Consider the following 24775-nt stretch of genomic DNA (forward strand, 5'->3'; position numbering starts at 1 on the left):
AGTGTAGCTTCCGAATTGTGGAAACTCCGATAGCGGTGACCGGCCTGGTGAAGACCTTCGGCCGCACCCGGGCCCTCGACGGGCTCGACCTGAACGTCCGGGCCGGTGAGGTGCACGGCTTCCTCGGCCCGAACGGCGCCGGCAAGTCGACCGCCATCCGGGTCCTGCTCGGGCTGCTGCGGGCGGACGCGGGGGCCGTCCGACTGCTCGGTGGTGACCCGTGGCGCGACGCCGTCACGCTGCACCGCCGCCTGGCGTACGTGCCGGGCGACGTCACCCTCTGGCCGCAGCTCTCCGGCGGCGAGGTGATCGACCTGCTCGGACGGATGCGCGGCGGGCTCGACCCGAAGCGCCGCGCCGAGCTGCTCGCGTCGTTCGAGCTGGACCCCCGCAAGAAGGGGCGCACCTACTCCAAGGGCAACCGGCAGAAGGTCGGCCTGGTCGCCGCGCTCGCCTCCGACGTCGAACTGCTCATCCTCGACGAGCCCACCTCCGGGCTGGACCCGCTGATGGAGGAGGTGTTCCAGCACTGGATCGACCGGGCCCGCCGCGACGGCCGTACCGTGCTGCTGTCCAGCCACATCCTGGCCGAGGTGGAGGCGCTCTGCGACCGGGTGACGATCATCCGCAACGGCCGCCACGTCGAGACCGGCACCCTGACCGAGCTGCGTCACCTGCACCGCACCGCGATCGACGCCGAACTGGCCGGCCCGGTCGACGGCCTGGCCGACCTGCCCGGCGTGCACGACCTGCGGGTCGACGGCGACCGGGTCCGCTTCGCCGTCGACACCGTCGCGCTGGACGCCGCGCTGCGCCGGCTCACCGAGATCGGGGTACGTAGCCTGGTCAGCCAGCCGCCGACGCTGGAGGAGCTGTTCCTGCGCCACTACGAGACCCCGGCCCCCGACGCCCCGGTCTCGGCCGCGCCGGGCAGCGACCAGCCGACGGGGGTACGGCGATGAGCACCCTCACCGGCACCGGTCACCTGGCCCGGCTGATCCTGCGCCGGGACCGGATCGTCCTCCCGCTCTGGGTGCTGCTGCTGACCGTCCTGCCGGTGTCCTACGCGGGCAGCTTCTTCGCGCTGTTCCCCACCGCCGCCGAGCGGGCCGCGTACGTCACCGGCACCGCCCGCAACCCGTCGGTGGTGGCCCTGCTCGGCCCGGTCTACGGCGACAGCGTCGGCGCGTTGACCGCCCAGCGGGGCGGCTTCCTCCAGGTGATCGTCGGGCTGGCCGCCCTGCTCACCGTCATCCGGCACACCCGCACCGAGGAGGAGGCCGGTCGACGGGAACTGCTCGGCGCGACCGTCCTCGGCCGGTACGCCGGGCTCACCGCCGCGCTGCTGGTGACGTACGCGGCCAGTCTGCTGCTCGGCCTGCTCACCGCCGCCGGGCTGGCCGCCACCGGGCTGCCGGCTGCCGGCTCGCTGGCGTACGGGCTGTCGGCGGCGCTGGTGGGGGTGGTCTTCGCCACGGTGGGCGGGTTGGCCGCCCAGCTCACCCAGACCGCCGGTGGGGCGCGCGGGATCGCCGTCGGGGTGCTCGGGGTGGCGTTCACGCTCCGGCTGGTCGGGGACACCTCCGAGCACGGGTGGCCGAGTTGGCTCTCCCCGCTGGGTTGGGCCGCGCGCATCCGCGCCTACGCGGGGGAGCACTGGTGGGTGCTGGCCCTGCCGGTCGCGCTGACCGTGCTGCTGGCCGTGGTGGCGTACCCGGTATCGGTGCGGCGGGACCTCGGGGCCGGCGTGCTGCCGTCGCGGCCGGGTCCGGTGCGGGCCGGGCGGGTGCTGTCCGGGCCGTTCGGGTTGGCCTGGCGGCTGCACCGGGGGCCGCTGCTGGGCTGGTCGGTGGGCTTCCTCCTGCTCGGGTCGGTCGTCGGTGGCGCGGCCGAGGCGGCCGGCCGGTCGGTCGCCGGCAACGCCGCGTTGGAGCAGGTGATGGCCCGGCTGGGTGGCGCGTCGGGGCTGGCCGAGGCGTACCTGGGGGTGTCGTTGGGGGTGGCCGGGCTGGCCGCCGCCGGCTACGGCGTCCAGGCGGCGTTGCGGATGCGGTCGGAGGAGGCCGCCGGTCGGGCCGAGCCGGTGCTGGCCACCGGGGTGCACCGGTCGACCTGGCTCGCCGCACACCTGGTGTTCGTCCTGCTGGGGCCGGTGGTGGTGCTGGCGTTGGTCGGGCTGGCGGCCGGCCTGACCTACGGGCTCAGCATCGGTGACGTGCCGGGGCAGCTGCCCCGGATGCTCGGTGCCGGCCTGGCGCAGGTGCCGGCGGCCTGGGTGCTCGCCGGCCTGGCGGTGCTGCTGTACGGCCTGTTGCCCCGGCTCTCCCCGGCGGCCTGGGCGGTGCTCGCGGTGGTGGTGCTGCTCGGTCAGCTCGGCGCGGTGCTGGAGCTGAGCCAGTGGCTGCTGGACCTGTCGCCGTTCACCCACACCCCGCAGGTGTTGCGCGCCGGCTGGAGCGTCACTCCGCTGCTGGCCCTGACCGTGCTGGCCGGGGTGTTCTGCGCGGTCGGCTTCGCGTCCTTCCGCCGCCGCGACATCCCGGTCGGCTGACGGCACGACATCTCCCGGCTGGCCGGCCGCGCCACGACGCGTCGGCCGGCGGGCCCCCTTGCCGGGGGCGGGCCCGACCGGTCAGCCGGAGGGGGTCTCGTTACGGATCATCAGGGCGGAACGCAGGCCGGTGATGTCGAGGACGCGCAGCAGGAAGTCGCCCACGTTGCTCAGGATCAACAGGCACTGGGAGTGGCTGGCCTTGCGACTGAGCACGACCAGCGTGCCGAGCCCCTGCGAGTCGCAGAAGGTCACCCCGGCCAGGTCGAGCACGATGCGCGGCGGAGGCTCGGCGAGCACCTCGTTCACGACGGTCGACAGTTGGGCGGCGGTGAGCATGTCGATCTCACCGGCCAGGCGCAACACCACTTCGTCGCCAGTCCGGTGTACCGTGATGGACAGCTCGGCACGATCCACGCCGTCAGCCTAGCGCGATCCCACCAACCTGGCCCGGTGAGACGATCCGCCGTGCCGATCACCGGGCGAGCGGCAGGTCCGCCCACCGGCTCCGGTGGGGTGAGCCGGGTAACCCGGCCCCGGGGTGGCTGCGGATTCCCCGCCCGGCGCTGACACAATGGGCCGCATCGTGACCGATACCTTTTCCGCCGGGACCGGCCGCTACCCGGCCGACGCACCGGCCTCCGAGGCCCTGTTCGACCGCGCCCAGGCCATCGTGCCCGGCGGGGTCAACTCCCCTGTGCGCGCGTTCCGTGCCGTCGGTGGCACCCCGCGCTTCATGGTCCGGGGGGAGGGTCCCTGGCTGTACGACGCCGACGGGCGACGCTACGTCGACCTGGTCTGCTCGTGGGGGCCGCTGATCCTGGGCCACGCCCACCCCGAGGTGGTCGAGGCGGTGCGGGAGGCCGCCACCCTCGGCACCAGCTTCGGCACCCCCACCCCGGGTGAGGTGGAGTTGGCCGCCGAGATCGTCGAGCGCACCCCGGTCGAGCAGGTCCGGCTGGTCAACTCGGGCACCGAGGCGACCATGTCGGCGATCCGGCTGGCCCGCGGGTTCACCGGCCGATCCAAGATCATCAAGTTCGCCGGCTGCTACCACGGCCACTCCGACGGGCTGCTCGCCGCCGCCGGCTCCGGTGTCGCCACCCTCGGCCTGCCCGACTCTCCCGGGGTCACCGGCGCGGCGGCCGGCGACACCATCGTGCTGCCCTACAACGACCTCACCGCCGTCGAGGCGGCGTTCGCCGCCCAGGGGCCGCACATCGCGGCGGTCATCACCGAGGCCGCCGCCGGCAACATGGGCGTCGTCGCCCCCCGTGACGGCTTCAACTCCCGGCTCGCCGCAATCGCCCACGCCCACGGCGCGCTGCTCATCGTCGACGAGGTGATGACCGGGTTCCGGGTCTCCCGCGCCGGCTGGCACGGCCTCGACCCGTCCGACGCCGACCTGTGGACGTACGGCAAGGTGATGGGGGGCGGGCTGCCCGCCGCGGCCTTCGGCGGGCGCACGGAGATCATGTCCCGGCTCGCCCCGGCCGGCCCGGTCTACCAGGCCGGCACCCTCTCCGGTAACCCGCTGGCCTGCGCCGCCGGCCTGGCCACCCTGCGGCTGGCCGACGACGCCCTCTACCGCCGGCTCGACGACACGGCCGCCGTCGTGGGCAAGCTCGCCGCCGACGCGCTGGCCGCCGCCGGGGTCCCGCACCGCCTGTCGTACGCGGGCAGCATGTTCTCGATCTTCTTCACCGACGCCGACGTGGTCGACTACGACAGCGCCCGCACCCAGCAGGTGCCCGCGTTCAAGGCGTTCTTCCACGCGATGCTCGCCGCCGGTGTCTACCTGCCGCCGAGCGCGTTCGAGTCGTGGTTCGTGTCGGCGGCGCTCGACGACGCCGCCCTGGAGCACATCGCCGCCGCCCTGCCGGCTGCGGCGACAGCAGCGGCAGCGGCAGGCCACGGGGGGTAAACACCAATGAGCAAGACCGTCGTCCATGTGCTGCGGCACGGCGAGGTGCACAACCCGGACCGGATCCTCTATGGCCGGCTGCCCGGCTTCCGGCTGTCGGAGCTGGGCGTGCAGATGGCCAAGGCCGCCGCCCAGGCCGTCGCCGAGCGGGAGGTCGTGCACGTGGTGGCCAGCCCGCTGGAACGCGCCCAGCAGACCGCAGAGCCGATCGCCGGGCAGTTCGGGCTCCCGGTCGGGGTGGACGAGCGGCTGATCGAGAGCGCCAACTGGTTCGAGGGCAAGAAGGTCTCGCCCGGGGACGGCTCGTTCCGCGACCCGCGCAACTGGTGGGTGCTGCGCGACCCGGTCACCCCGAGCTGGGGTGAGGCCTACCGGGCCATCGCCGAGCGGATGTTCGCCGGGCTGCACGCCGCCCGGGTGGCCGCCGAGGGACGCGAGGCGGTCATCGTCTCCCACCAGCTTCCCATCTGGACGCTGCGCCGCTACGTCGAGCGCAAGCGGCTCTGGCACGATCCGCGCCGCCGGCAGTGCGGGCTGGCCAGCCTCACCTCCTTCCATTTCGACGGGGCGAAGGTGGTCGGGATCGGCTACTCCGAGCCGGCCGCCCACCTGATCGCCATGTCCGCGACAGCCCGGACGGCCAAGGGGGCCTGAGATGCGTTCCCGGAGGCCGTTGGCCGTCCTGCTCGCCGCCGTCACCGCCGGGGCGGCGCTGGTCGGCTGCTCCTCCGGCACCGACGAGAGCCGGTGCGCCAACAACGGCGGCATCGTCGAGTGCGCCCCCGACCAACGTTCCGCCGCCCCGAAGATCGCCGGTGACCTGCTCACCGGCGGTGGGTACGACACCTCCCAGGCCCGGGGCCAGGTGGTGGTGCTCAACTTCTGGGGTTCCTGGTGTGCGCCCTGTCGCGCCGAGGCCGACGACCTGGAGGCCACCTACCAGGCCACCAAGGCATCCGGGGTGACCTTCCTCGGCATCAACGTGCAGGACAGCCGGGACAAGGCGATCGCCTTCGAGGAGGGCCGGGTCACCTACCCGAGCCTGTTCGACCCGGCCAGTCGGCTGGCGCTGGCGCTGGACATCCCGCCGAACACCATTCCGGCCACCGTCGTGCTCGACCGGCAGGGCCGGATCGCCACCGTGATCCGGGCCGCCGTCACCACCGACGGGCTGCGCCCGATCGTCGAGCGGATCGCCGCCGAAGAGCCGGCGTCGACCGGTTCCCGCTGATGGGCGAGACGTTCCGCGAACTCGCCCAGTCCGGCCCGCTGCTGCTGGCGATCGGCGCGGCGGCGCTCGCCGGGCTGGTCAGCTTCCTGTCCCCGTGCGTGCTGCCGCTGATGCCCGGCTACCTGTCGTACGTGACGGGGCTGGCCGGCACCGACCTGGAGGGCCGCGCCCGGCCGACCACCCCGACCGGCGCGGACCCCGCCCCGGGCGGCGGCCCGGCACCCGGCGAGGGCCCGGCCTCCGACGGCGGTTCGGCCCCCGACGGCGGTCCCGGCGGCACGGTGGCGGTGGCGACGCGGGGGGCGGCCCGGCCGGTGGCGGCGGTCAAAGGCCGGGTGCTGGCCGGGACGTTGCTGTTCATCGCCGGCTTCACCGTCGTCTTCACCGCCACCGCGATCCTCTTCGCCGGATTCGGTCGGATCTTCTTCGACTACGAACGCACCTTCCAGGTCGTCATCGGCGCGCTGATCGTCCTGCTCGGGCTCAGCTACCTGGGCGTGCTCCCCGGGATGCAGCGGGAGCTGCGGATCCGCCGGCTGCCCGCCGCCGGGCTGCTCGGTGCGCCGGTGCTCGGCGCGGTGTTCGCGTTGAGCTGGATGCCGTGCACCGGCCCGACGCTGGGTGCGGTGCTGGGGATGGCCGCCACCGGTGGGCAGACCGACCGGGCCGTGGTGCTGGCGGTGGCGTACTGCCTCGGGTTGGGGTTGCCGTTCGTGGTCTTCGGGTTGGGCTTCCACCGGCTGCTCGGGGTGTTCCGGGCGGTCCGGCGCAACAGCCGGTGGGTGACCCGGATCGGCGGGGTGCTGCTGATCCTGATCGGCCTGGCGCTGGTCACCGGCGGCTGGCAGAACTTCGTGATCTGGTTGCAGACGACAGTGGGCCCCGGCGAGGTGAGCATCTGATGACGACCGTCGACGACCGGCCGGCCAGCCCACCCGCCGAGGCCCCCCGCCGCCGGCCGAACCCGGCGCTGGCCCTGCTGCGCAACTCGTGGCGGCAGCTCACCAGCATGCGTACCGCGTTGATCCTGCTGTTCCTGCTCGCGGTCGCGGCGATCCCCGGCTCGGTGCTGCCGCAGCGCGGGGTCAACCCGGAGAACGTCGACAGGTACTTCGTCGAGCACCCCGAGCTGGCTCCGCAGCTCGACCGGATCGGCGCGTTCGAGGTGTTCGGTTCGGTCTGGTTCTCCGCCATCTACCTGCTGCTGTTCACCTCGCTGGTGGGCTGCATCCTGCCCCGGATGCGCGAGCACGTGCGGGCGTTGCGGGCCCGGCCGCCGGCCGCGCCCAAGCGGATGGACCGGCTGCCGCAGCACACCGTGCTGGAGTCGCCGGGGGCCGCCGACCCGCAGGCCATCGCTGCGGTGCTGCGCCGCCGCCGGTGGCGGGTGCAGGTGCGTGGCAACGAGGTCTCCGCCGAGAAGGGCTACCTCAAGGAGACCGGCAACCTGCTGTTCCACACCTCGCTGGTCGCCGTGCTGATCGGCGTCGCGCTCGGCTCGTGGTACGGCTGGCACGGCAACCGCCTGCTGGTCACGGGCGCGGACAACGCCTTCTGCAACACCCGCCAGCAGTACGCCGAGGCGAAGCTCGGCCCCCGCGTGGACAGCGCCGACCTGCCGTCGTTCTGCCTCACCCTGGACAGGTTCGACGCCCGGTTCCTGCCGACCGGTCTGCCGGAGAGCTACCGCGCGACGGTGACCGTGGACCGGCCGGACGGCTCGGACCGGCGCACCGCCGACTTCTCGGTCAACTCGCCGCTGCGGCTCGGCTCGGCCAACGTCTACCTGCTGGGCCACGGCTACGCCCCGATCCTGAAGTACACCGACCGGTACGGCCGCAGCCAGACCAGCGCGGTGCCGTTCCTGACCAGCGGCGACGCCAACCTCACCAGCGAGGGGGTGGCCGCCTTCCCGGACGCCAACGTCGACCCGGCGACCGGCCGGCGGGACGCGAACCAGCAGGTCGCCTTCGAAGGGCTCTACCTGCCGACCGCCCCGGACACCGCGCCGTTCGCGTCGTCGCGGTTCCCGGAGGAGCGCAACCCGGCCGTGGTGCTGGCCGCCTACCGGGGCAACCTGGGGCTGGACGCGGGCATCCCCGGCTCGGTCTACCAGCTCGACCAGCGGCAGGTGACCAACGGCAAGCTCAAGCAGGTCGGCAACAAGAAGCTCGCCCCGGGTGAGACGTGGACCCTGGACGACGGCAGCAAGCTGGAGTTCCTCGGCACCAAGCGCTACATCACCCTGTCGGTGCGGCACGACCCGGGCGAGAAGCTGATGCTGGGCGCCTGCGTGGTGCTGCTGGTCGGCCTGATGGGTTCGTTGTTCGGCCGGCGTCGGCGGGTCTGGTTCCGGGTGACGCCCCCCGACAGTGGATCTCCGACGGGCGGTAGTAGTTTGGTGTCGGCCGGTGGGCTGCCGCGCACCGATCATCCAGGGTTCGCCGAGGAGTTCGCGTCTCTCGTCGCTGCGGTACGCGACGACGGGCGGCCCGACCGGTGGGCGCGAGAGGGAGTCGAGTGATGTCCGCAGTCTCCGACCAGTTGGTGACGTTCGCGATCCTGGTGTACCTGGTCGCGATGATCAGCCACGCCGTCGAGTACGCCCTGGGCAACGTCCGCGCGGTGTCGGCCCGGGTCGCCCCGGCCCGGGAACTGGTCGGCGCGGGTGTCGGCGGCGGAGGTGTCGACAAGGTCGACGCCGCGACTACGCCCCCCACGAGTGCGCCGCCGTCGGCCCGGCCGAGCCGTTCGGCGGGGCGGGCCAGGCTGGCCGGGCGGATCGCCGCCGGGCTGACCGTGCTCGCCGCCGCGCTGCACCTCGGCGCGCTGGTCACCCGGGGCATCGCCGCCGACCGGATGCCCTGGGGCAACATGTACGAGTTCGTGCTGACGGTCACCTGGATCGGGACCGCCGCCTGGCTCGTGGTGCTCTGGAAGCGGCCGGCCCTGCGTCAGCTCGGGCTGTTCCTCACCCTGGTCATGGTGCTGCTGCTGGCCTTCGCCGAGCTGAAGCTCTATGTCCCGGTGGTGCCGCTGATGCCGGCGCTCCAGTCGTACTGGTTCATCATCCATGTGTCGACGATCGTCTTCTCCTCCGGCATCTTCCTGCTGGGCGTGGTGCCGGCGGTGTCGTTCCTGCTGCGCAACGGCTACGAGCAGGGGCGGCGCAGCTTCCCGTACACGTTGGCCCGGCGGCTGCCCGGGGCGGCTGACCTGGAGCGGCTGACCTTCGCGCTGCACGCCTTCGCGTTCCCGATCTTCACGTTCGCGGTGATCGCGGGTGCGATCTGGGCCGAGGCGGCCTGGGGTCGGGCCTGGGGCTGGGACCCGAAGGAGACCTGGGCGTTCATCTCCTGGGTGGTCTACGCCGGTTACCTGCACGCCCGCGCCACGCCCAGTGTCCGGCGCAACGTGGCGACCTGGATCGCGGTGCTGGGCTTCCTGACCGTGCTGATGAACCTGTTCGGGGTGAACTTCTTCTTCACCGGCCTGCACTCGTACGCCGGGGTGGAGTGAGTCGGCCGGTGAGCACCCGGTCGACGCCCAGGGTCACCTGGTAGGCGACCTCCGGTACGTCGGCCAGGTCGAGGTGCTCGGCCCGCAGGGCGAGCTGGGCGTGCAGTTCCCGGGCCACCGCGTCGCGGATCTCCTTCAGCAGCGGGGAGAGTCCGTCCGGGTCGCCCACGGTGTACGCGTCGTCCATGCGTCCCATCCTCTACCGGAGGACCAGGTGTGTCGATGCCCCTGGCCGGCAGAACGTCTACCTCTCCCGAAGTCGGTCAGCGGTACCGACCGCCAGCGGTCGTCGGTGGTCGTGATGCCTTCCCGTTGGCTGACACCTTGACGCTCCATAAGGCTGATGACATCATCGCCGAACGATGTTTGCGTAAACAATTTAGGGCTTAAATCGGACATTGGCTTCGGCTGCGGCGTCCGGGTGGGCGGCGCTTCTTGTCGATGTTTGCGTAAACATCGACAAGGGTGACGTGGTCGACGTTGACGGCCGGTGGGGGAGACGCCGTGACCCCCGGCCCATCCGTCTGCGAGGAGAGAGGACAACGACCAGCCGCTGGACACCGACTCGCCCGGCTGACAGTTCCCTGAACTCCGCCGTACCGCCACCTGGTCACTCCCGACGCGGCGGACCCGGACGAGAACCTCGTTCCCCCGCTATTGGAGCCGCACATGTTTCCGAAGCAGACAGGCGCCAGATCCGGCGCCGCCCCGCTTTCCCGTCCCGTCCCCCTCCTTGTCCTGCTCCTGCTGCTCGCCCTGGTCGCGGCGGTCGGCACGGTCCTCCTCCCCACGGTGAGCGAGGCCATCACCCGCTCCTCGCAGACCATGTACACCCCGCCGTCCGGCACCCCCGCCCCCGGCACGCTCTACCCCAGGGGGATACGGCTGGAGCACAGCGGGTCGGCCAACGGCACCATGCTCGCCACCTTCGAGCAGTACACCAACGGCAAGCCCGTCTTCCCGATCTACCGCAGCACCGACACCGGCAACTCCTGGACCAAGATCTCGGAAGTCGCCGACACGCAGAACGGCTGGGGCATGCGCTGGCAACCACAGCTGTTCGAACTGCCCACCGCGATCGGCAATTTCCCCGCCGGGACCATCCTGGCCGCCGGCGACTCCGTCCCCAGTAACCGCTCCGGCTTCAAGATCGACATGTACGCCAGCACGAACCAGGGGCAGACCTGGACCTTCGTCAAGAACATCGTCAACGGCGCAGGCAGACCGGTCTGGGAACCCTTCTTCCTGGTCAACGGCAACAGACTCATCGTCTATTACTCCGACGAGCGGGACAGCAACCACAGCCAGAAGCTGGTGCACCAGGTCAGCACGGACGGCATCAACTGGGGCCCCGTCGTCGACGACGTGGCGACCTCCACCCGAAGCGACCGACCCGGCATGTCGACAGTTGCGAAGCTGCCGAACGGCAACTATGTGATGACGTACGAGTACGGGGGCTCGCCGGCGGGAAACCTCGCGGTCTATTACAAGATCTCCTCCAACCCCGAGGCGTTCGGCTCAGTCACCGGCCAGGTCCTGAGGTCGACCGACGGCCAGACCGCCTTCTGGAACCCGTACATCACCTGGCTTCCCACCGGCGGCTCCAACGGCACCCTCGTCGTCAGTGCGCAAAGCACGACCGACGTGTTGGTCAACACCCAGGGCGGTGCCGCGAACGCCTGGACCCGTGTCGATTCCAAGGTCGCCGGCGGGTACAGCCGCGGCATGGTTCCGCTGGCCGACGGCCACAGCCTGGTGGTGCTCAGCGGCGGCTACAACGGCAGCACCGTCAACTCCGTCACGTACAGCACCATCGACCTGGGCGGCGTCGTGCCGACGACACCGGCCCCGTCCACGGGGACAACGACGGCGAGGCTGATCGGCGCCCAGTCGGGTCGTTGCCTCGACGTGCCGAACAGCAACTCCGCAAACGGGACCAGGCCGGCGCTCTGGGACTGCCACACCGGGGCCAACCAGCAGTGGACGTACAACGCCTCCACCCGCCAGTTGCAGTCGCTCGGCAAGTGCCTTGACGTCTCCGGTCAGAGCACGACGCCGGGCGCCACGGTGGTCCTCTGGGACTGCGGCAGCGGTGCCAGCCAGCAGTGGACCCTCACCAACAACACCGTGGTGGGAGCCCAGTCCGGGCTGTGCCTGGACGTCGCCAACAACGCGACCGCGAACGGATCAGCGGTGAACATGTGGACCTGCAACGGAGGCGCCAACCAGCGGTGGACCCGCGGCTGACACCAACCTGACGTCGGAGGGATCCGGAACGCCTCGTTCTGGATCCCTCCGACGTCTTTCTCGGATGGCGTCAAGAACCGACCGCTGCTTTATCGTGTCGTTCAACAGCCCGTCGGGCTGTGAAAGGAGCACCGTAGCGATGATCCCAGCGTCGCCGGACGGTGTGCCGCGGGCCCGCGCAGGATCGTCAGGCACCACCCGGCGTCACCGGCGCGTGTCGATGGCGGACGTGGCCCGAGCGGCCGGGGTCTCCGCGCAGACGGTATCCCGCGTCTCCACCGGCCATCCCGGGGTTGTCGCGTCCACCCGCCAACAGGTTCTCGCGGCGATGCAGCAGTTGGGCTACCGGCCCAACAGCGCGGCCCGGGCGCTGAAGAACGGCGAGTTCCGCACCATCGGCGTCATCATCTTCACGCTGTCCACCACGGGAAACAGTCGGCTGCTCGAAGCGATCGCCACCCACGCCAGCCGTGCAGGTTACGTGATCACGCTCATGCCCGTGGCGACACCCACCCAGCACGGCGTGCTGGGCGCGTTCACCCGACTGGGCGAGCTGGCGGTGGACGCTGTCATCGTGGTGATGGAGGTGCATCTGCTCGACGCCGCGATGTTCGTCCTCCCGCCAGGGGTGCATGTCGTGGTCGTCGACTCCGATGCCGGCGACCGTTACAGCGTGGTGGACACCGATCAGGCCGACGGTGCGCGGCAGGCCGTCCAACACCTGCTCGACCTCGGCCACCACACCGTCTGGCACGTCGCCGGGCCGCCGGAGTCCTTCGCCGCCGGGCGTCGGGCGACGGCGTGGCGCTGCGTGCTCGAAGGGGCGGGTCGGCCCGTACCGTCGATGTATCGCGGCGACTGGTCGGCCGAATCCGGCTACCGCGCCGGCCTCCTGCTGGCAGACGAGGCGTCGTGCACCGCGGTCTTCGCCGGCAACGACCAGATGGCCCTCGGCGTGCTGCGGGCGTTGCACGAGAAGCAACGGATCGTTCCCCGCGACATCAGCGTGATCGGCTTCGACGACATCCCGGACAGCGCCTCGTTCATCCCACCGCTGACCACGATCCATCAGGACTTCGCCGAAGTGGGCCGCAGATGCGTCGAGACCGCGCTGCGACAGATCCGCAACCAGCCCGTCGAGCCCGGTACCAGCCTGGTGCCGAACCGGCTGGTGACACGGGCCAGCACGGCAACACCGCGAACCGCCTGACCAAACCGGGCCGCTCCGGCCGGTGCTTCCGCGCCTGGCTCTGAAGTGGTCAGGTGCCGAACCAGCCGGGGACGTCGAGGCGGAAGGAGTCCGGCGGGGTGACCGCGCGCAGGTCGTCCTCCAGGGCGGCCACCCGCTCCGCGCCGAGCCGGGCTACCCACTGCTCGCGTAGCGCGTCGAAGATCGTCGCCGAGCGGCGTAGCCCGTCGACACCCTTCTCCGTCATCCGGACCAGCTTGCGGCGGGCGTCGGCCGGATCGTCGGCGCGTTCCAGGTAGCCGAGGGCGACCAGCCGGTCGACGGTCTTGCCGGCTGCCTGCTTCGAAATGCCGAGGCGTTGACCCAGGTCGGACGCGGTGGTGCCGGCGACGCCTACCGCCTGGAGGACGAAGCCGTGCGCCGGCCGCAGCTCGGGGTGGCCCTGCCGGGCCAACTCGGCGTGCAGGTCGTCGACCAGGCTGCGGAAGCCGGCGAGCAGCAGCAGGGGCAGCACGAAACCGGGCCGCTCGGGGTCACCCGTCGACATGTTCGACAACCTGGTTTACTGTTTCGACAACCACGTTGACCATCGTACGTGAGGGGTACCGCCATGTCCCGACCGACCTTCACCATCCACACCCTCGACACCGCGCCCGACGCCGCCCGCCCGACCATGGCCGGCGTGCAGCGGAAGCTCGGCCACCTGCCCGGCGCGGTCGGCCTGCTGGCCGAATCCCCCGAACTGCTCAAGGGGTTCCTGACCGCCTCCGCCACCTTCGAGGCCACCGACCTCGCACCGGTCGAGCGGGAGGTGGTGGTGCTGACCGTCGCCACCCGCAACCGGTGCCACCTCTGCGTGGCGATGCACACCGCCACCCTGCACCGGCTGGGTGCCGCCGCTGACCTGATCGCCGCGCTGCGCGACGGCACCGAACTGCCCGAACCCCGGCTGGCGGCGCTGCGCCGGTTCACCCGCGCCGTCCTCGATCACGCCGGTGACGTGCCGGACGACGAGCTGACCGCCTTCCTCGACGCCGGCTACCGGCCCCGGCACGCCCTCGACGTGGTGCTCGGGGTCGGGACGTACACCATCTCGACCCTCGCCAACCGGCTCACCCGCGCCCCACTCGACCCGCCCCTGACCGCGTACGCCTGGGAGCCGGCGGCCTGACCGGCCGACTCCATCCGAGAATAGACATCCCCTTTCGATGGCACGAAACTAAAGGAAAGCTTTAGTTTCGTGCCATCGGTCGACCACAAACTAAAGTTTTCCTTTAGTTTGTTACCCTTGTCGGGTGGCACCATCCGGCCAGCGGACGAACCGGCGCGCGCTGTTCCAGCTCGCTGCTCGTCAACACGGCTACGTCACCGCCGCGCAGGCTCGGGACACTGGATACTCGTATCAGGCGCAGAAATACCACGTTGATCACGGCAACTGGGTGCGGGTTGACCGAGGAGTCTTCCGGCTGGTGGATTGGCCGGCGCATCCGGCGGACCATCTCGTCCGTTGGGTGCTGTGGAGCGGAGCGGTGGGCGTGGTGAGTCATGCCAGCGCGCTCTCCGTACACGACCTTGGTGATCTCGACCCGGCCAGGGTGCATCTGTCGGTTCCCGCGCGGTTCCGACGCTCGGCCCCGGAGATCGTCCTGCACCGACCGCTTCCCCCCGAAGTGGACATCGAAGATCGAGAAGGGTTCCGGGTGACGACCCCGAGTCGCGCACTTGCCGAGTGCGCACAGGCAAGGATCGAGCAACAGTGGCTCGACGGTGCTGTCGCCGAGGCGCTCAGCCGGGGCCTCATCACCCCACGGCGCCTGCGTGCCGCCGCCACGGAACTGGGCCCGACGGCAGAGCTGGGTGCGCATACCGCGCTGCTGGCGGCAGGCCGATGAACAGGAGATACTCGACGCCTTCCGCGCTCCGCGCTGCCCTCGACAACCGCGTCCTCGAACGTGCGCGACTGCTCGGCAGAGACCCCAACTGGCTCCGTCGCCGCCTTGCCTTCACCCGGCTCCTGGTGCGACTCGTCCATCAGAACACCGATGCCTGGGTGCTCAAGGGCGGTATGGCGGTCGAGCTGAGGCGGCCCGGGCTCGCACGATCGACCCGCGACGTCGACCTGGTGATAAGGCCGGGTCTGGTAGCAGATCCGGGCGACGGAACGGAACTCCACGAGGCGCTGGTCGAGGCACTGCTCACCGACCCCGATGGTGACGGGTTCAGCTACTCGGCCACCGCGCCGACTCGGCTACGCGACGACGCGTACGGCCGTCCGGCCTGGCGCTTCTCGGTCGAGAGTCGTCTTGCCGGCCAACTCTTCGCCAAACTCAAGCTGGACGTGGTGGCGCGACCCGAGGAACTGGGCGGCGTCGAGCTGCGCGAACTGCCTGACGACCTGGCATTCGCCGCCATCCCCACCCGGGCGATCTGGGTAGCTGACCTGCGGCAGCAGTACGCCGAGAAGCTGCACGCCCTGACGCGGCTCTACGAGACCGGGCTGTCCACCCGGGTCAGGGACCTGGTCGACCTCGTCCTGCTGGTGGAGGACGGTGTGCCGGCTGATGAAACGCTGGTCAGGCGGGTGCACCACGTCTTCTCCATCCGAGGTACCCACACCGTGCCGGATGATCTCCCCGAACCACCGCCATCGTGGAACGTCAGGTACGAAGTCCTGGCAGCGGAGATCGGTCTCGTGGTGGCGTCTGCGATTGAGGCGCACAAGATTGTCTCCGGGCACTGGTCGCAGGCTCGTGCCACAGGGAGCAGTGACACACCCGAATGAACGGGAACACCCATGTTGGTCTGACCGAACTGAATCTCTAGTTCGCGCTGCTGGCCGACCAGAAACTGAAGCTCACCGACAGGCGCGGGCGGTCCAGCCGAGGAAGCGCTCGTACAGTGCTCCGGGTTTCGGGGTGTCGTCGGGGTGGAGCCGGTACAGGTCCTCGACGGCGGTGTACAGCATCCCGGCCAGGTAGATCGACAGGGCGACCCGGCTGTTCCGGTAGTCGGCCGTAAGGGTCAGCCGGGCGTTGGCGCAGGGCCACGGACCGCCGCAGGCCCGGCAGAGCCACAGCGGCCGGAGTGGGACGTGGAGCCGGGAGCGCTGAGCAGGGCTGGTCATCGGGTGCTCCTCACCTCGCCTGTGGACCTGGGGTGGGTCGTGGCGTCGCCGACGTGCCGGCGCTCCCGGCGTGCGGGACGTCCGTCGCCGACGTGCCGGACGGCCCCGCCACGGTTCCGCCCGTCCTTTCGGTCGGATCCGGGCGGTTCCGGGTGTGCACAGTCTGATCAGGACGGAATACGATCGGAAGGCGATCGGTCACCCTGTGTGTTCCCCGGCGGTGGCGGTGAGGTCGGTGAGGAACGCGGTCTGCGATGGTGAGGAGACGTGCGGATGGACGAGCGCTTACGGGTGCTGATCGAGGAGCTGCGGCACATGCGGGCCGCCCGGAAGATGACCCAGGAGGAGTTGGCCAAGGCGGTCAACTACTCGCCGTCCACCGTGGCGATGGTCGAGACCGGGGCGCGCAAGCCGCCGCCCGACTTCTGGGAGCGGGTCGATGCGGCACTCGACACCGGCGGCGCGTTCGCCCGGATGCTGGCCCGCCTCGGGTCGCCGCAGTGGATGCGGGAGTGGGAGGCCAACGAGCGGCAGGCCACCGTGCTCCGGTCATTCGAGAATGTGGTGGTGCCGGGGCTGCTCCAGACGGCGGCCTATGCCCGCGCGCTGTTCCGCAGCGTCGGTCTCTTCGACGAGCAGGAGGTGGAACAGCGGGCCGAGGCGCGGTTGGCCCGGCAGGCGGTGCTGGCCGTTGAACGACCGCCGCAACTCGTCGCGGTGCTCGACGAGCACGTGTTGCGTCGCCCGGTCGGCGGACCGGTAGTGATGCGTGAGCAACTGCTGCGGCTGGTGAAGGTCGCCACCGAGCACACCCGGGTCCGGCTGCACATCGTGCCCGCCTCGGTCGGGGCATATCCAGGTGTCGCCGGGGCCTTCGTGCTGGCTACGCTGCCTACTGGGGAGGATGTCGTCTATCTGGACGATCAGCTCAAGGGTCAGGTGATCGACCACACCGAGGACGTGCTGGCGGTCCGGTCGGCCTGGGAGTCGATCCAGGGGGAGGCGCTGCCGCTCCAGCAGTCGATCGATCTGTTGACGGAGGTGGCGAAGTCATGGAGCTGACCGGCGCACGGTGGCGCACCAGCACCCGCAGCAGCACCAACGGCGGCAACTGCGTCGAGGTGGCCGACAACCTTCCCGGGCTGGTCGCCGTCCGCGACAGCAAGGACCGCGACGGTGGCGTGCTGACCTTCAGCCCGGCCGCCTGGCGGTCGTTCGTCGCGCTCGCCCGCACCCGCTGACCCGCCCCGGCGAGGGTCTGCCTCCGTAGAATCCTGTCGTATTACAACGTGTTCCGCTTGCGGGGTGCGCGAGCGCGAGTAAGTCTGGACCGACGAGGGCCTGGACAACGCCAGCCGCAACGGCGTCGGCGTGGACGAGACGACCCAGGCCCTGCATGCCCCGTCGGGCCTGCGGCACGAACGTGCTCTCGGGGATTTGCTGCTCATCATCATGGGATGGCCGAGAGTGGTCGAGTGATCGCTGCGCTGTGTGACCGCATCGGCGCGACGAACACATACAAGATCATCGGGGCCCGTGCACTGCGCGGCACTGACCTCGACGAATGGAGGAGGCGAGTCCTATGAGCGAGCCGGACTTTGACCGGATGACCAAAGACGAGGTCGTGGCATGGTTCCAGCAGACCGACAGCCTGGCGCCGGTCATCAGGTCCATGACGGCGACGCCGGCCTCCGGCACCGCACCCGAGACGCCGATGGTGCTGGTCAGCACGCGGTTGCCTGTGGAGTTGGTGAAGCACCTTGACCGCCTTGCCGAGCAGGCCGCAAGCCGTCGCTCCGACGTTATCCGCGAGGCCTTGACCAGCTACGTCACCGTTCGCAGTGAGCCCGTTAGTCACGACGAAGCCGAACATGCCCTTGATGTGCTGCGTCGTATCGTCACCGCCCGTACCACCGAAGGCTGCGCCGACGCGGCATGACCACGGCAGGCCACCTCTGCGCGGCCGACGTCCAGGTCGACCCGGTGGGGCCGGCTCCGGGTCAGTCGCGCAGAAAGGGGAGCAGCAGGGCGGTCAGCTCGGCGGGGCGCTCCTCGAACAGCCAGTGGCCGCAGTCGGCGACCACCCGGCCGTCGACCGTGCGGGCGTAGCGGCGTACCTGGTCGGCGACCTGACCGCCGAGGCTGGCCGCCGCGCCGACGGCCAGCACCGGCATCGGCAGCGGATTCTCCCGGTACGCCGTGTTGTCCGCCACGTCCTGCGCGAAGGCCCGGAAGTAGCCGAAGCTCGCCAGCAGGTGGGCCGGGTCGGTCAGGTGCCGGGCGTACTCCTCGATGTCGGCCGGGCCGATGCTGCCCTTGTTCACCATGATCGAGTCGGTGAAGCGGTCTACCCAACGCGCCTCCCGGCCGGTGACCAGGTCCTCCGGTAGGCCGTTGGTGACGTTGAAGAAGCCGAAGTTCCACACCGCCGGCCCGGCCGTGCTCAACGCGGGGAACGCGTAGATGCTCTCGTCCGGGATCGGTGCCTCGGTCAGCACCAACCGGGACACCGTGTCCGGGTGGGCGGCGGCGTAGGCGTACGCGACCATGGTGCCCAGGTCGTGGCCGACCAGCCGGATGTCGTCGGCCAGGCCCAGGCCGGTCAGCAGCCCGTGCAGGTCGGCGGCGACTGTCTTCTTGTCGTAGCCGCCGGGTGGGGCGTCGCTGTCGCCGAAACCGCGCAGGTCGGGCGCGATCACCTGGTACGACGTGGCCAGCTCCGGCAGCAGCGCCCGCCACATCCGCCAGCACTGCGGATAGCCGTGCAGCAGCACCAGGGTCGGCCCCCGGCCGCCCCGGACGTAGTTGATCCCCACGTCACCGACCTGTGCCCGCTGCTCGGTGAAGCCCGCCGGAACGCGTCCGTCGCCCATGCCCGCTCCCGTCCCGCACCTCGACGGCCCGACCGGCCGACCCACCGTCACCCGTCCAACGAGCAGCTGTCGACCGGAGAGACGCACCTGCCCGCACGGAGAGACGTGCGCCGAGATCTTGGCAGGAAATGGCCCCTCTGAGGGCCTCTTCCTTCCACGATCTCTGAGCGGGGCGGTCGCCGCCCGCGAGGGGAGGCGTGCCCGCCCGCGAGGGGAGGCGTGCCCGCCCGTGAGGGGGCGTGCCGGTCCGGGTGGGGAGGCGCACACCGCCGGGCCCCACCCGGCGTGGGCGGTGCCGGCGGGGGTGCGGGAGACTGGCCGTATGGCGGCACGTGGCTTCCCGTACACCGATCTCAAGGACTTTCTCGCGGCCCTGGAACGGGCCGGCGAGCTGCGGCGGGTGACCGTCCCGGTGGACCCCACGCTGGAGATCAGCGAGGTGGTCACCCGGACGGTACGGGCCGGCGGGCCGGCGCTGCTGTTCGAGCGGCCCACCCGGGGTGAGATGCCGGTGGCGATCAACCTGTTCGGCACCGAGAAGCGGATGGCGATGGCGCTCGGCGTCGAGTCGCTCGACGAGATCGGCGACCGGATCGGCGCGCTGGTCAAGCCGGAGCTGCCGGTCGGCTGGTCCGGCATCCGCGAGGGCCTGGGCAAGGTCATGCAGCTCAAGTCGGTGCCGCCGCGCAAGGTGAAGACCGCCCCCTGCCAGGAGGTGGTCTACTCCGGTGACGACGTCGACCTGGGCCGGCTGCCCGGCCTGCAGGTCTGGCCCGGCGACGGCGGGATCTTCCACAACTACGGGCTGACCCACACCAAGCACCCCGAGACCGGCAAGCGCAACCTCGGCCTCTACCGCCTCCAGCAGCACTCCCGCAACACGCTCGGCATGCACTGGCAGATCCACAAGGACTCCACCGCCCACCACGCGGTCGCCGAACGGCTCGGCCAGCGGCTCCCGGTCGCCATCGCCATCGGCTGCGACCCGGTGGTCAGCTACGCCGCCTCCGCGCCGCTCCCCGGTGACATCGACGAATACCTGTTCGCCGGGTTCCTGCGCGGCGAACGCGTCGAGATGGTCGACTGCCTGACCGTGCCGTTGCAGGTGCCGGCGCACGCGCAGATCGTGCTGGAGGGCTACCTCGAACCCGGCGAGCGCCTGCCCGAGGGCCCGTTCGGCGACCACACCGGCTTCTACACCCCGGTCGAGCCGTTCCCGGTGCTGCACATCGAGACGATGACCACCCAGCGCAACCCGGTCTACCACTCGATCGTCACGTCCAAGCCGCCGCAGGAGGACCACGGCCTCGGCAAGGCCACCGAGCGGATCTTCCAACCGCTGCTCAAGCTGCTGATCCCGGACATCGTCGACTACGACCTGCCGGCCGCCGGGGTGTTCCACAACTGCGCGATCGTATCGATCCGCAAGCGCTACCCCAAGCACGCGCAGAAGGTCATGAACGCGATCTGGGGCGCGCACCTGATGTCGCTGACCAAGCTGATCGTGATCGTCGACGAGGACTGCGACGTGCACGACTACAACGAGGTCGCCTTCCGCGCCTTCGGCAACGTCGACTACGCCCGCGACCTGCTGCTCACCGAAGGCCCGGTCGACCACCTCGACCACTCGTCCTACCAGCAGTTCTGGGGCGGCAAGGTCGGCGTCGACGCCACCCGCAAGCTGCCCACCGAGGGCTACACCCGGGGCTGGCCGGAGGAGATGACCATGTCGCCGGAGGTCACCTCCCTGGTCGACAAGCGCTGGAAGGAGTACGGCATCTGATGGCCACCGCCGTCGCCCCCGCCGCCCGCCCCGGCCGGGTCAAGTCCTTCCTCAAGCTCGTCGCGATCGAGCACTCCGTCTTCGCGCTGCCGTTCGCGTACCTGTCGGCGCTGACCGCGATGCAGGTCAACGGCGGTCGGGTGCGCTGGCTCGACCTGCTGCTGATCACCGTGGCGATGGTCGGGGCACGGACGTTCGCCATGGCCGCCAACCGCATCCTCGACCGGCGGATCGACGCCCGTAACCCACGTACCGCCGGGCGGGAACTGGTCACCGGGGCGGTGAGCGTGCGGACGGCCTGGACCGGCGCGGCCGTCGCCCTGGTGGTCTTCCTCGCCGCCGCCGCCCTGCTCAACCCGCTCTGCCTGGTGCTCGCCCCGCTCGCCGTGATCCCGCTGGTCGTCTACCCCTACGGCAAGCGGTTCACCGACTGGCCGCACGCCATCCTGGCCATCGCCCAGGCCGTCGGCCCGGTCGGCGCCTGGCTCGCCGTCACCGGCACCTTCGCCGGCTCGGGGCCCGCCTGGCTGCTCGGCGCGGCCGTCGGCCTGTGGATCGGCGGCTTCGACCTGATCTACGCCTGCCAGGACGACGAGGTCGACCGCCGGATCGGGGTACGCAGCGTCCCCGCCCGCTACGGCCGGCGCTTCGCCCTGCACGCCTCCACCGTCGCGCACGTGGTGACGTTCGCGCTGTTCATCTGGTTCGGTGCGCTGGTCGGCTACGGCTGGCCCTGGTGGATCGGGCTGGCGCTCACCGCGGTCGCCTTCGGCTACCAGCACGTGGTGGTCACCCCCACCGACCTCAGCAAGGTCAACCGGGCCTTCTTCACCGCCAACGGTTTCGTCGGCATCGCCCTGTTCGCCTTCGCCCTACTCGACCTGGTACTCCGCCTCAACCTCGACGCCTGACCCCGCCCCTCCCCTCGCCCTGCCCCCTGCCCCTGCCCCTGCCCCTGCCCCTGCCCCCTCGCCCCGGTGATCAAGAGGTTTGCGTCAGGTGATCAAGAGGTTTGCGTCAACTTTGATCTTCAAGTTGACGCAAACCTCTTGATCACCGGGGCGGGGCGGGCCGGGGCGGGCCGGGGCGGGGGTGGGCCGGGCCGGGGTGGGGTGGGGTGGGTGGGGGTTAGGGGTGGGTGGGGTAGCGGGCGCTTTCCAGGGTCCAGTCGATGGTGCCGCGGACGGCGTTCGCTATGCCGTCGAGGTGGGTGGTGACGGATTTGTCCAGCGCGGGACCGAACGACGGGACCGCGGCGCGTTGCGCCTGGAAGCGGGCCATCGTGTCTCGCCACCGCTCGGCGACCAGCTCCACCGCCTCCGCCACCGGTACGTTCCGCTCGGCGGCCAGCGCCAGCACCAGGTTGTGCCCACCCGAGGTGACCCGGTCCCGTTCCATCGAGGCGAGGTCGTTGTACCAGGAGAGCAGGTCGTTGCCGAGGGTGCCGATCCGGCGCAGCAGCGGATGGTGGTACACGGCGTCGGGCAGCACCCGGCCCCCGACGAACTCGATCAGCGGATACGACACGTACGCCGCCGAGGTGGCCCGGCGCAGCGCGATGTACTCGGCCACCCCGGGCACCCGCCCGTTCTCCTTCGCCACCGCCTCCCGCCAGTTGCCGTCCAGGTGGTCGCCGACCGCGTCGGCGAACCGCAGCCGCCAGCGCGCCGGCATCCGGCGGCGGGGGGCCCGCCACGCCTCCACCAGCAGCCGGCGCAGCGGACCACCGAAGTTCGGGTGTCGCCGTCGGGGGCCGTCGTGCAGCAGGGTCAGCGTCCCTCGCCGTAGGGCCCGGATCTGCTCCGAGGGCAGCCGGTCCGGCCCGTCGCAGGCATCGTCGACCAGGAAGAACCAGGTGAAAAGGGCGGCCACGGTACGCAGATCCGGCTCGCTCGCGTCCGGATAGAGGCGGCCGGCGTACCGGGCGAAGCCGGCCCGGTCGAGCCGGTGCAACGCCTCGGTGCCCAACGGCAGGCCCAGTCGGGGCAGGCGGTCCAACAACCAGTCCTGCACCCCCTCGGCGTACGGGGAGAGCCGGGGCGGGATCGGGCACGCCGACCGTAACGACCAGAGGATCTCGTCGACCATTACCGATGTCTCCCCCGTACGATGTGGATCATCCGATCGCAGCATCGCAGGTCCGCCGCTGACGCGCCGTCCGGGCTGGTCGACGAACGCCTGGCCCGCGGGCATGACGACGGTGAGTGGATCAACCGGTCCCGCCCCGTGATGCGGTCGTCGGGTCGGGACGCGCGGAGAGGGTGACCGCCGGAGCGGACGGGCGATTGCGGGGGTGGGCGGCGGCTGCCGGCGTACACCAGGCAGGCTGGGCGTATGCGCGAACCATGGGTGGTGGGGGTTTCGGGGGCGTCCGGCACCCCGTACGCGGCGGCCGTCGTCCGGGGGTTGCTCGACGCCGGGCAGCCGGTGGACCTGATCGTGTCCCGGGCCGCCCGGTTGACCGTTCTCGACGAGACCGGCCGGCCGTTCCGGGACGGCCACTGGGCCGAGGACCTCGCCGGTTGGCTGGGGCGCGACCTGACGGGCGACGACGTACGACACTGGCCGGCCGGCGACATCGCGGCCGGCCCGAGCAGCGGCTCCTACCGGGTACGCGGGATGGCGGTGGTACCGGCCAGCACGGCGGCCTGCGCCGGCATCGCCATCGGCCTGTCGAAGGATCTGCTGCAACGCGCCGCCGAGGTCAACCTCAAGGAGCGGCGGCCGGTGGTGCTGGTGCCCCGGGAGACCCCGGTGACCCGCAGCCACCTGGAACACCTGATCGCGCTGCACGACGCCGGTGCGGTGGTGCTGCCGGCCAGCCCCGGCTTCTACGGTGCGGGGGCGTCGGCCACCGCTCAGCAGTTGGTCGACTTCGTCGCTGGCAAGGTGCTGGACGCCCTGGGGGTGCCGCACACCCTGTTCCGGCGCTGGGCGGGCCAGTTGGCCGCCGGGCGCTGACCACCACGACCGCCGCCGTCGACCGGAATGTGCCCGGCGGCCGGAACCGTGTGCCCGGCCGCCGGAACCCTGTGCCCGGCCGGCTCCGGGCGGGCGGAACGTGTGCCGGTCGCCGGGAGAGGTGCCTGGCCGCCGCCGTCTACCGGGCCGTGTAGCCGGTCGCCGTCGTCGACCGGGACGGGTGCCGGGGCGCAACGATCGGTCCCGGCCGGTCCCTACCCGGTCAAGCGGCGGCGGGCCGGACCTTTCGGCCGGCCCGCGCGTCCGTCTCGCACCATTCAGTACATCCCGGCATTGGCCGGACCCGGCCCGGTCGAGGCGGCTGGGCCCACATTGCGTGGTTTGCCCATGTCATCCGCCTCGTCCAACATGCCCTCCCCTTCCAGCAGGGCCCGCACCTCGGATTCCCGAAACCGGCGATGCCCGCCTGGAGTCCGGATGCTGCCTATCCGGCCGGCCGCCGCCCACCGCGTCACAGTCTTCGGGTCCACCCGAAACAGTGCGGCGACCTCACCCGGTGTCAGCAGGCGATCTCCAGTGTCCACAGCCCCCTCCTCGCGTCGACGAAGCCCTCGGCTGAACACACTGCCCCCGGCCGGTGCGAGCCCAGAGCCGTCATGAGGGACGTATGGCAATTACAGCACCAGCGAACTGGCCTGTCCGCCAAACGCGAAAAACGCACGGAGTGGGAAGTTAGTAAATGGTACCGGCGCGGGACTCCCTTGACCGTCGGTCTGCGAACTGTCACCTGCTGTCAGATCCAACGGATGCCGGTCGCCGGACGTTACGCCCCAACGGATAGGCTCACCCTCCGTGGACGCGATCGACCGGAGCCTCGTCGAACTACTGCGCGGTAACGCCCGCCTGTCGTACGCCGAGCTGGCCCGGCAGGTCGGCCTCTCCGCGCCGGCCGTGCACGAGCGGGTCGGCAAGCTGGAGTCCAGCGGCGTCATCCGGGCCTACCGGGCGGAGGTCGAGCCGGAAGCCATCGGCCTCGGGGTGACCGCGTTGATCGGCATCGTCGAAGACTCCGGCGGGGACACCGACGACGTGCTGGAGACGTTCCGGCAGATGCCCGAGATCGAATCCTGCTATTTCATGGCCGGCGTCGAGTCCTTCCTGCTCAAGGCCCGGGTGGGCACCATCGCCGAGCTGGAGCAGCTGATCGTGCGGCTGAGCCGTACCCCCGGGGTGGCCTCCACCCGCACGGGCATCGCGCTGTCGACCAAGTGGGAGAACCGGCCCCAGCCGATCGACCCGCCGGCCTCCTGACCGGCCGGCACGCCACCCACCGGTCCCCTCCCGCCGGCCGTACGCGCAGCGTGGCCGTCCCCGCCGTCGGCGGCGGATGCCGGGTCGACCCGAACGCGAGC

Annotated in this window: 26 protein-coding genes and 2 pseudogenes; 21 read left to right on the forward strand and 7 right to left on the reverse strand. The window is 71.1% G+C overall.

The window, feature by feature from the left end; genetic code table 11:
- Window positions 1-17: 17 nt before the first annotated feature.
- Both JQN83_RS03065 and JQN83_RS03070 read left to right on the forward strand, forming a co-directional pair.
- Window positions 18-962 (forward strand): ABC transporter ATP-binding protein, encoded by a 945-nt coding sequence (locus tag JQN83_RS03065; RefSeq protein ID WP_208565452.1) that lies wholly within the window; start codon window positions 18-20, stop codon window positions 960-962.
- Window positions 959-2551 (forward strand): ABC transporter permease, encoded by a 1593-nt coding sequence (locus JQN83_RS03070; RefSeq protein ID WP_208565453.1) that lies wholly within the window; start codon window positions 959-961, stop codon window positions 2549-2551. The genes JQN83_RS03065 and JQN83_RS03070 overlap by 4 nt, the downstream gene beginning before the upstream one ends.
- An 81-nt stretch (window positions 2552-2632) precedes the next feature.
- On the opposite strand, the gene JQN83_RS03075 is transcribed toward JQN83_RS03070, so the two are convergent.
- Entirely contained in the window at window positions 2633-2968 is a 336-nt protein-coding gene (locus JQN83_RS03075; RefSeq protein ID WP_208565454.1) for an STAS domain-containing protein, read from the reverse strand.
- A gap of 169 nt (window positions 2969-3137) precedes the next feature.
- Here JQN83_RS03075 and hemL point away from each other — a divergent pair, with 169 nt between their 5' ends.
- The 7 genes and pseudogenes from hemL to ccsB all read left to right on the forward strand — a co-directional run.
- Window positions 3138-4475, forward strand: coding sequence for a glutamate-1-semialdehyde 2,1-aminomutase (hemL, locus tag JQN83_RS03080; RefSeq protein ID WP_208565455.1), 1338 nt, complete (start codon window positions 3138-3140; stop codon window positions 4473-4475).
- A 6-nt stretch (window positions 4476-4481) separates the two neighbouring features.
- Entirely contained in the window at window positions 4482-5129 is a 648-nt protein-coding gene (locus JQN83_RS03085; RefSeq protein ID WP_208565456.1) for a histidine phosphatase family protein, read from the forward strand.
- 1 nt (window position 5130) lies between these two features.
- On the forward strand, window positions 5131-5706 hold the full coding sequence (locus JQN83_RS03090; RefSeq protein WP_208565457.1) for a TlpA family protein disulfide reductase: 576 nt from the start codon (window positions 5131-5133) through the stop codon (window positions 5704-5706).
- Complete coding sequence (locus JQN83_RS03095; protein WP_208565458.1) at window positions 5706-6608, forward strand: cytochrome c biogenesis CcdA family protein; 903 nt, start codon at window positions 5706-5708, stop codon at window positions 6606-6608. Before JQN83_RS03090 ends, JQN83_RS03095 begins: the two co-directional genes overlap by 1 nt.
- A complete protein-coding gene (gene resB / locus JQN83_RS03100) occupies window positions 6608-8230 on the forward strand; it encodes a cytochrome c biogenesis protein ResB (RefSeq protein WP_208565459.1) in 1623 nt (540 codons plus the stop codon). Before JQN83_RS03095 ends, resB begins: the two co-directional genes overlap by 1 nt.
- Window positions 8230-8386, forward strand: a pseudogene (locus tag JQN83_RS34290) (c-type cytochrome biogenesis protein CcsB); the annotation flags it as partial. The gene resB and the pseudogene JQN83_RS34290, both read left to right, overlap by 1 nt.
- Before the next feature lie 68 nt (window positions 8387-8454).
- Window positions 8455-9225 (forward strand): annotated as a pseudogene (gene ccsB / locus JQN83_RS03105) (c-type cytochrome biogenesis protein CcsB); the annotation flags it as partial.
- Here the strand turns inward: ccsB and JQN83_RS03110 are convergent.
- A complete protein-coding gene (locus JQN83_RS03110; RefSeq protein ID WP_208565461.1) occupies window positions 9191-9412 on the reverse strand; it encodes a hypothetical protein in 222 nt (73 codons plus the stop codon). The pseudogene ccsB and the gene JQN83_RS03110 sit on opposite strands and share 35 nt — an antisense overlap.
- A gap of 482 nt (window positions 9413-9894) precedes the next feature.
- On the opposite strand from JQN83_RS03110, the gene JQN83_RS03115 reads away from it, so the two are divergent.
- Window positions 9895-11472, forward strand: coding sequence for a ricin-type beta-trefoil lectin domain protein (locus JQN83_RS03115; RefSeq protein WP_244251570.1), 1578 nt, complete (start codon window positions 9895-9897; stop codon window positions 11470-11472).
- Between the two features lie 220 nt (window positions 11473-11692).
- Window positions 11693-12682 carry a LacI family DNA-binding transcriptional regulator gene (locus tag JQN83_RS03120; RefSeq protein ID WP_208565462.1) on the forward strand — a complete coding sequence of 330 codons (990 nt, stop codon included), beginning with the start codon at window positions 11693-11695 and terminating at the stop codon, window positions 12680-12682.
- A 49-nt stretch (window positions 12683-12731) separates the two neighbouring features.
- Here JQN83_RS03120 and JQN83_RS03125 read toward each other — a convergent pair whose 3' ends face one another.
- Window positions 12732-13208 carry a MarR family winged helix-turn-helix transcriptional regulator gene (locus tag JQN83_RS03125; RefSeq protein ID WP_208565463.1) on the reverse strand — a complete coding sequence of 159 codons (477 nt, stop codon included), beginning with the start codon at window positions 13206-13208 and terminating at the stop codon, window positions 12732-12734.
- Between the two features lie 63 nt (window positions 13209-13271).
- Here JQN83_RS03125 and JQN83_RS03130 point away from each other — a divergent pair, with 63 nt between their 5' ends.
- The 3 genes from JQN83_RS03130 to JQN83_RS03140 all read left to right on the forward strand — a co-directional run bounded on the left by JQN83_RS03130 (window position 13272) and on the right by JQN83_RS03140 (window position 15443).
- Window positions 13272-13832: a carboxymuconolactone decarboxylase family protein gene (locus JQN83_RS03130; RefSeq protein ID WP_208565464.1), complete on the forward strand. Its 561-nt coding sequence runs from the start codon at window positions 13272-13274 to the stop codon at window positions 13830-13832.
- 124 nt (window positions 13833-13956) lie between these two features.
- Entirely contained in the window at window positions 13957-14553 is a 597-nt protein-coding gene (locus tag JQN83_RS03135) for a type IV toxin-antitoxin system AbiEi family antitoxin domain-containing protein (RefSeq protein WP_208565465.1), read from the forward strand.
- Between the two features lie 125 nt (window positions 14554-14678).
- Window positions 14679-15443, forward strand: coding sequence for a nucleotidyl transferase AbiEii/AbiGii toxin family protein (locus tag JQN83_RS03140; protein WP_208565466.1), 765 nt, complete (start codon window positions 14679-14681; stop codon window positions 15441-15443).
- Window positions 15444-15515: 72 nt separating this feature from the next.
- Here the strand turns inward: JQN83_RS03140 and JQN83_RS03145 are convergent, their stop codons facing one another.
- Entirely contained in the window at window positions 15516-15785 is a 270-nt protein-coding gene (locus JQN83_RS03145) for a hypothetical protein (protein ID WP_208565467.1), read from the reverse strand.
- Between the two features lie 273 nt (window positions 15786-16058).
- Between JQN83_RS03145 and JQN83_RS03150 the strand changes: the two genes are divergently transcribed.
- The 3 genes from JQN83_RS03150 (at window position 16059) to JQN83_RS03160 (ending at window position 17724) form a co-directional block, all read left to right on the forward strand.
- A complete protein-coding gene (locus JQN83_RS03150) occupies window positions 16059-16847 on the forward strand; it encodes a helix-turn-helix domain-containing protein (protein ID WP_208565468.1) in 789 nt (262 codons plus the stop codon).
- Window positions 16838-17026 (forward strand): DUF397 domain-containing protein, encoded by a 189-nt coding sequence (locus JQN83_RS03155; RefSeq protein WP_208565469.1) that lies wholly within the window; start codon window positions 16838-16840, stop codon window positions 17024-17026. Before JQN83_RS03150 ends, JQN83_RS03155 begins: the two co-directional genes overlap by 10 nt.
- A gap of 341 nt (window positions 17027-17367) precedes the next feature.
- The gene (locus tag JQN83_RS03160; RefSeq protein WP_208565470.1) at window positions 17368-17724 is read left to right on the forward strand and encodes a ribbon-helix-helix protein, CopG family; all 357 of its coding nucleotides are present in this window, start codon (window positions 17368-17370) and stop codon (window positions 17722-17724) included.
- A gap of 61 nt (window positions 17725-17785) precedes the next feature.
- On the opposite strand, the gene JQN83_RS03165 is transcribed toward JQN83_RS03160, so the two are convergent.
- Window positions 17786-18658 (reverse strand): alpha/beta fold hydrolase, encoded by an 873-nt coding sequence (locus JQN83_RS03165; protein ID WP_208565471.1) that lies wholly within the window; start codon window positions 18656-18658, stop codon window positions 17786-17788.
- Between the two features lie 322 nt (window positions 18659-18980).
- Between JQN83_RS03165 and JQN83_RS03170 the strand changes: the two genes are divergently transcribed.
- A complete protein-coding gene (locus JQN83_RS03170; protein ID WP_208565472.1) occupies window positions 18981-20441 on the forward strand; it encodes a menaquinone biosynthesis decarboxylase in 1461 nt (486 codons plus the stop codon).
- The gene (gene mqnP, locus JQN83_RS03175) at window positions 20441-21352 is read left to right on the forward strand and encodes a menaquinone biosynthesis prenyltransferase MqnP (RefSeq protein ID WP_208565473.1); all 912 of its coding nucleotides are present in this window, start codon (window positions 20441-20443) and stop codon (window positions 21350-21352) included. The genes JQN83_RS03170 and mqnP overlap by 1 nt, the downstream gene beginning before the upstream one ends.
- A 217-nt stretch (window positions 21353-21569) precedes the next feature.
- On the opposite strand, the gene JQN83_RS03180 is transcribed toward mqnP, so the two are convergent.
- Window positions 21570-22529 carry a terpene synthase family protein gene (locus JQN83_RS03180; protein ID WP_208565474.1) on the reverse strand — a complete coding sequence of 320 codons (960 nt, stop codon included), beginning with the start codon at window positions 22527-22529 and terminating at the stop codon, window positions 21570-21572.
- 246 nt (window positions 22530-22775) lie between these two features.
- Here JQN83_RS03180 and JQN83_RS03185 point away from each other — a divergent pair, with 246 nt between their 5' ends.
- A complete protein-coding gene (locus JQN83_RS03185) occupies window positions 22776-23402 on the forward strand; it encodes a UbiX family flavin prenyltransferase (protein WP_208565475.1) in 627 nt (208 codons plus the stop codon).
- A gap of 278 nt (window positions 23403-23680) precedes the next feature.
- On the opposite strand, the gene JQN83_RS03190 is transcribed toward JQN83_RS03185, so the two are convergent.
- Window positions 23681-23947, reverse strand: coding sequence for a BldC family transcriptional regulator (locus JQN83_RS03190; RefSeq protein WP_084261470.1), 267 nt, complete (start codon window positions 23945-23947; stop codon window positions 23681-23683).
- 268 nt (window positions 23948-24215) lie between these two features.
- On the opposite strand from JQN83_RS03190, the gene JQN83_RS03195 reads away from it, so the two are divergent.
- Window positions 24216-24674 (forward strand): Lrp/AsnC family transcriptional regulator, encoded by a 459-nt coding sequence (locus JQN83_RS03195; RefSeq protein ID WP_208565476.1) that lies wholly within the window; start codon window positions 24216-24218, stop codon window positions 24672-24674.
- Window positions 24675-24775: the final 101 nt, after the last annotated feature.

The organism is Micromonospora antibiotica (genome assembly GCF_017599305.1).
GTDB lineage: Bacteria > Actinomycetota > Actinomycetes > Mycobacteriales > Micromonosporaceae > Micromonospora > Micromonospora antibiotica.

What these genes read in the sequence shown, in the direction of transcription:
- JQN83_RS03070 (WP_208565453.1), top strand. Translation starts at nt 959, where the DNA reads ATGAGCACCCTCACCGGCACCGGTCACCTGGCCCGGCTGATCCTGCGC.
- JQN83_RS03085 (WP_208565456.1), top strand. Translation starts at nt 4,482, where the DNA reads ATGAGCAAGACCGTCGTCCATGTGCTGCGGCACGGCGAGGTGCACAAC.
- JQN83_RS03090 (WP_208565457.1), top strand. Translation starts at nt 5,131, where the DNA reads ATGCGTTCCCGGAGGCCGTTGGCCGTCCTGCTCGCCGCCGTCACCGCC.
- JQN83_RS03095 (WP_208565458.1), top strand. Translation starts at nt 5,706, where the DNA reads ATGGGCGAGACGTTCCGCGAACTCGCCCAGTCCGGCCCGCTGCTGCTG.
- resB (WP_208565459.1), top strand. Translation starts at nt 6,608, where the DNA reads ATGACGACCGTCGACGACCGGCCGGCCAGCCCACCCGCCGAGGCCCCC.
- JQN83_RS03110 (WP_208565461.1), bottom strand. Translation starts at nt 9,412, where the DNA reads ATGGACGACGCGTACACCGTGGGCGACCCGGACGGACTCTCCCCGCTG.
- JQN83_RS03115 (WP_244251570.1), top strand. Translation starts at nt 9,895, where the DNA reads ATGTTTCCGAAGCAGACAGGCGCCAGATCCGGCGCCGCCCCGCTTTCC.
- JQN83_RS03120 (WP_208565462.1), top strand. Translation starts at nt 11,693, where the DNA reads ATGGCGGACGTGGCCCGAGCGGCCGGGGTCTCCGCGCAGACGGTATCC.
- JQN83_RS03125 (WP_208565463.1), bottom strand. Translation starts at nt 13,208, where the DNA reads ATGTCGACGGGTGACCCCGAGCGGCCCGGTTTCGTGCTGCCCCTGCTG.
- JQN83_RS03130 (WP_208565464.1), top strand. Translation starts at nt 13,272, where the DNA reads ATGTCCCGACCGACCTTCACCATCCACACCCTCGACACCGCGCCCGAC.
- JQN83_RS03145 (WP_208565467.1), bottom strand. Translation starts at nt 15,785, where the DNA reads ATGACCAGCCCTGCTCAGCGCTCCCGGCTCCACGTCCCACTCCGGCCG.
- JQN83_RS03150 (WP_208565468.1), top strand. Translation starts at nt 16,059, where the DNA reads ATGGACGAGCGCTTACGGGTGCTGATCGAGGAGCTGCGGCACATGCGG.
- JQN83_RS03155 (WP_208565469.1), top strand. Translation starts at nt 16,838, where the DNA reads ATGGAGCTGACCGGCGCACGGTGGCGCACCAGCACCCGCAGCAGCACC.
- JQN83_RS03160 (WP_208565470.1), top strand. Translation starts at nt 17,368, where the DNA reads ATGAGCGAGCCGGACTTTGACCGGATGACCAAAGACGAGGTCGTGGCA.
- JQN83_RS03165 (WP_208565471.1), bottom strand. Translation starts at nt 18,658, where the DNA reads ATGGGCGACGGACGCGTTCCGGCGGGCTTCACCGAGCAGCGGGCACAG.
- JQN83_RS03170 (WP_208565472.1), top strand. Translation starts at nt 18,981, where the DNA reads ATGGCGGCACGTGGCTTCCCGTACACCGATCTCAAGGACTTTCTCGCG.
- mqnP (WP_208565473.1), top strand. Translation starts at nt 20,441, where the DNA reads ATGGCCACCGCCGTCGCCCCCGCCGCCCGCCCCGGCCGGGTCAAGTCC.
- JQN83_RS03180 (WP_208565474.1), bottom strand. Translation starts at nt 22,529, where the DNA reads ATGGTCGACGAGATCCTCTGGTCGTTACGGTCGGCGTGCCCGATCCCG.
- JQN83_RS03185 (WP_208565475.1), top strand. Translation starts at nt 22,776, where the DNA reads ATGCGCGAACCATGGGTGGTGGGGGTTTCGGGGGCGTCCGGCACCCCG.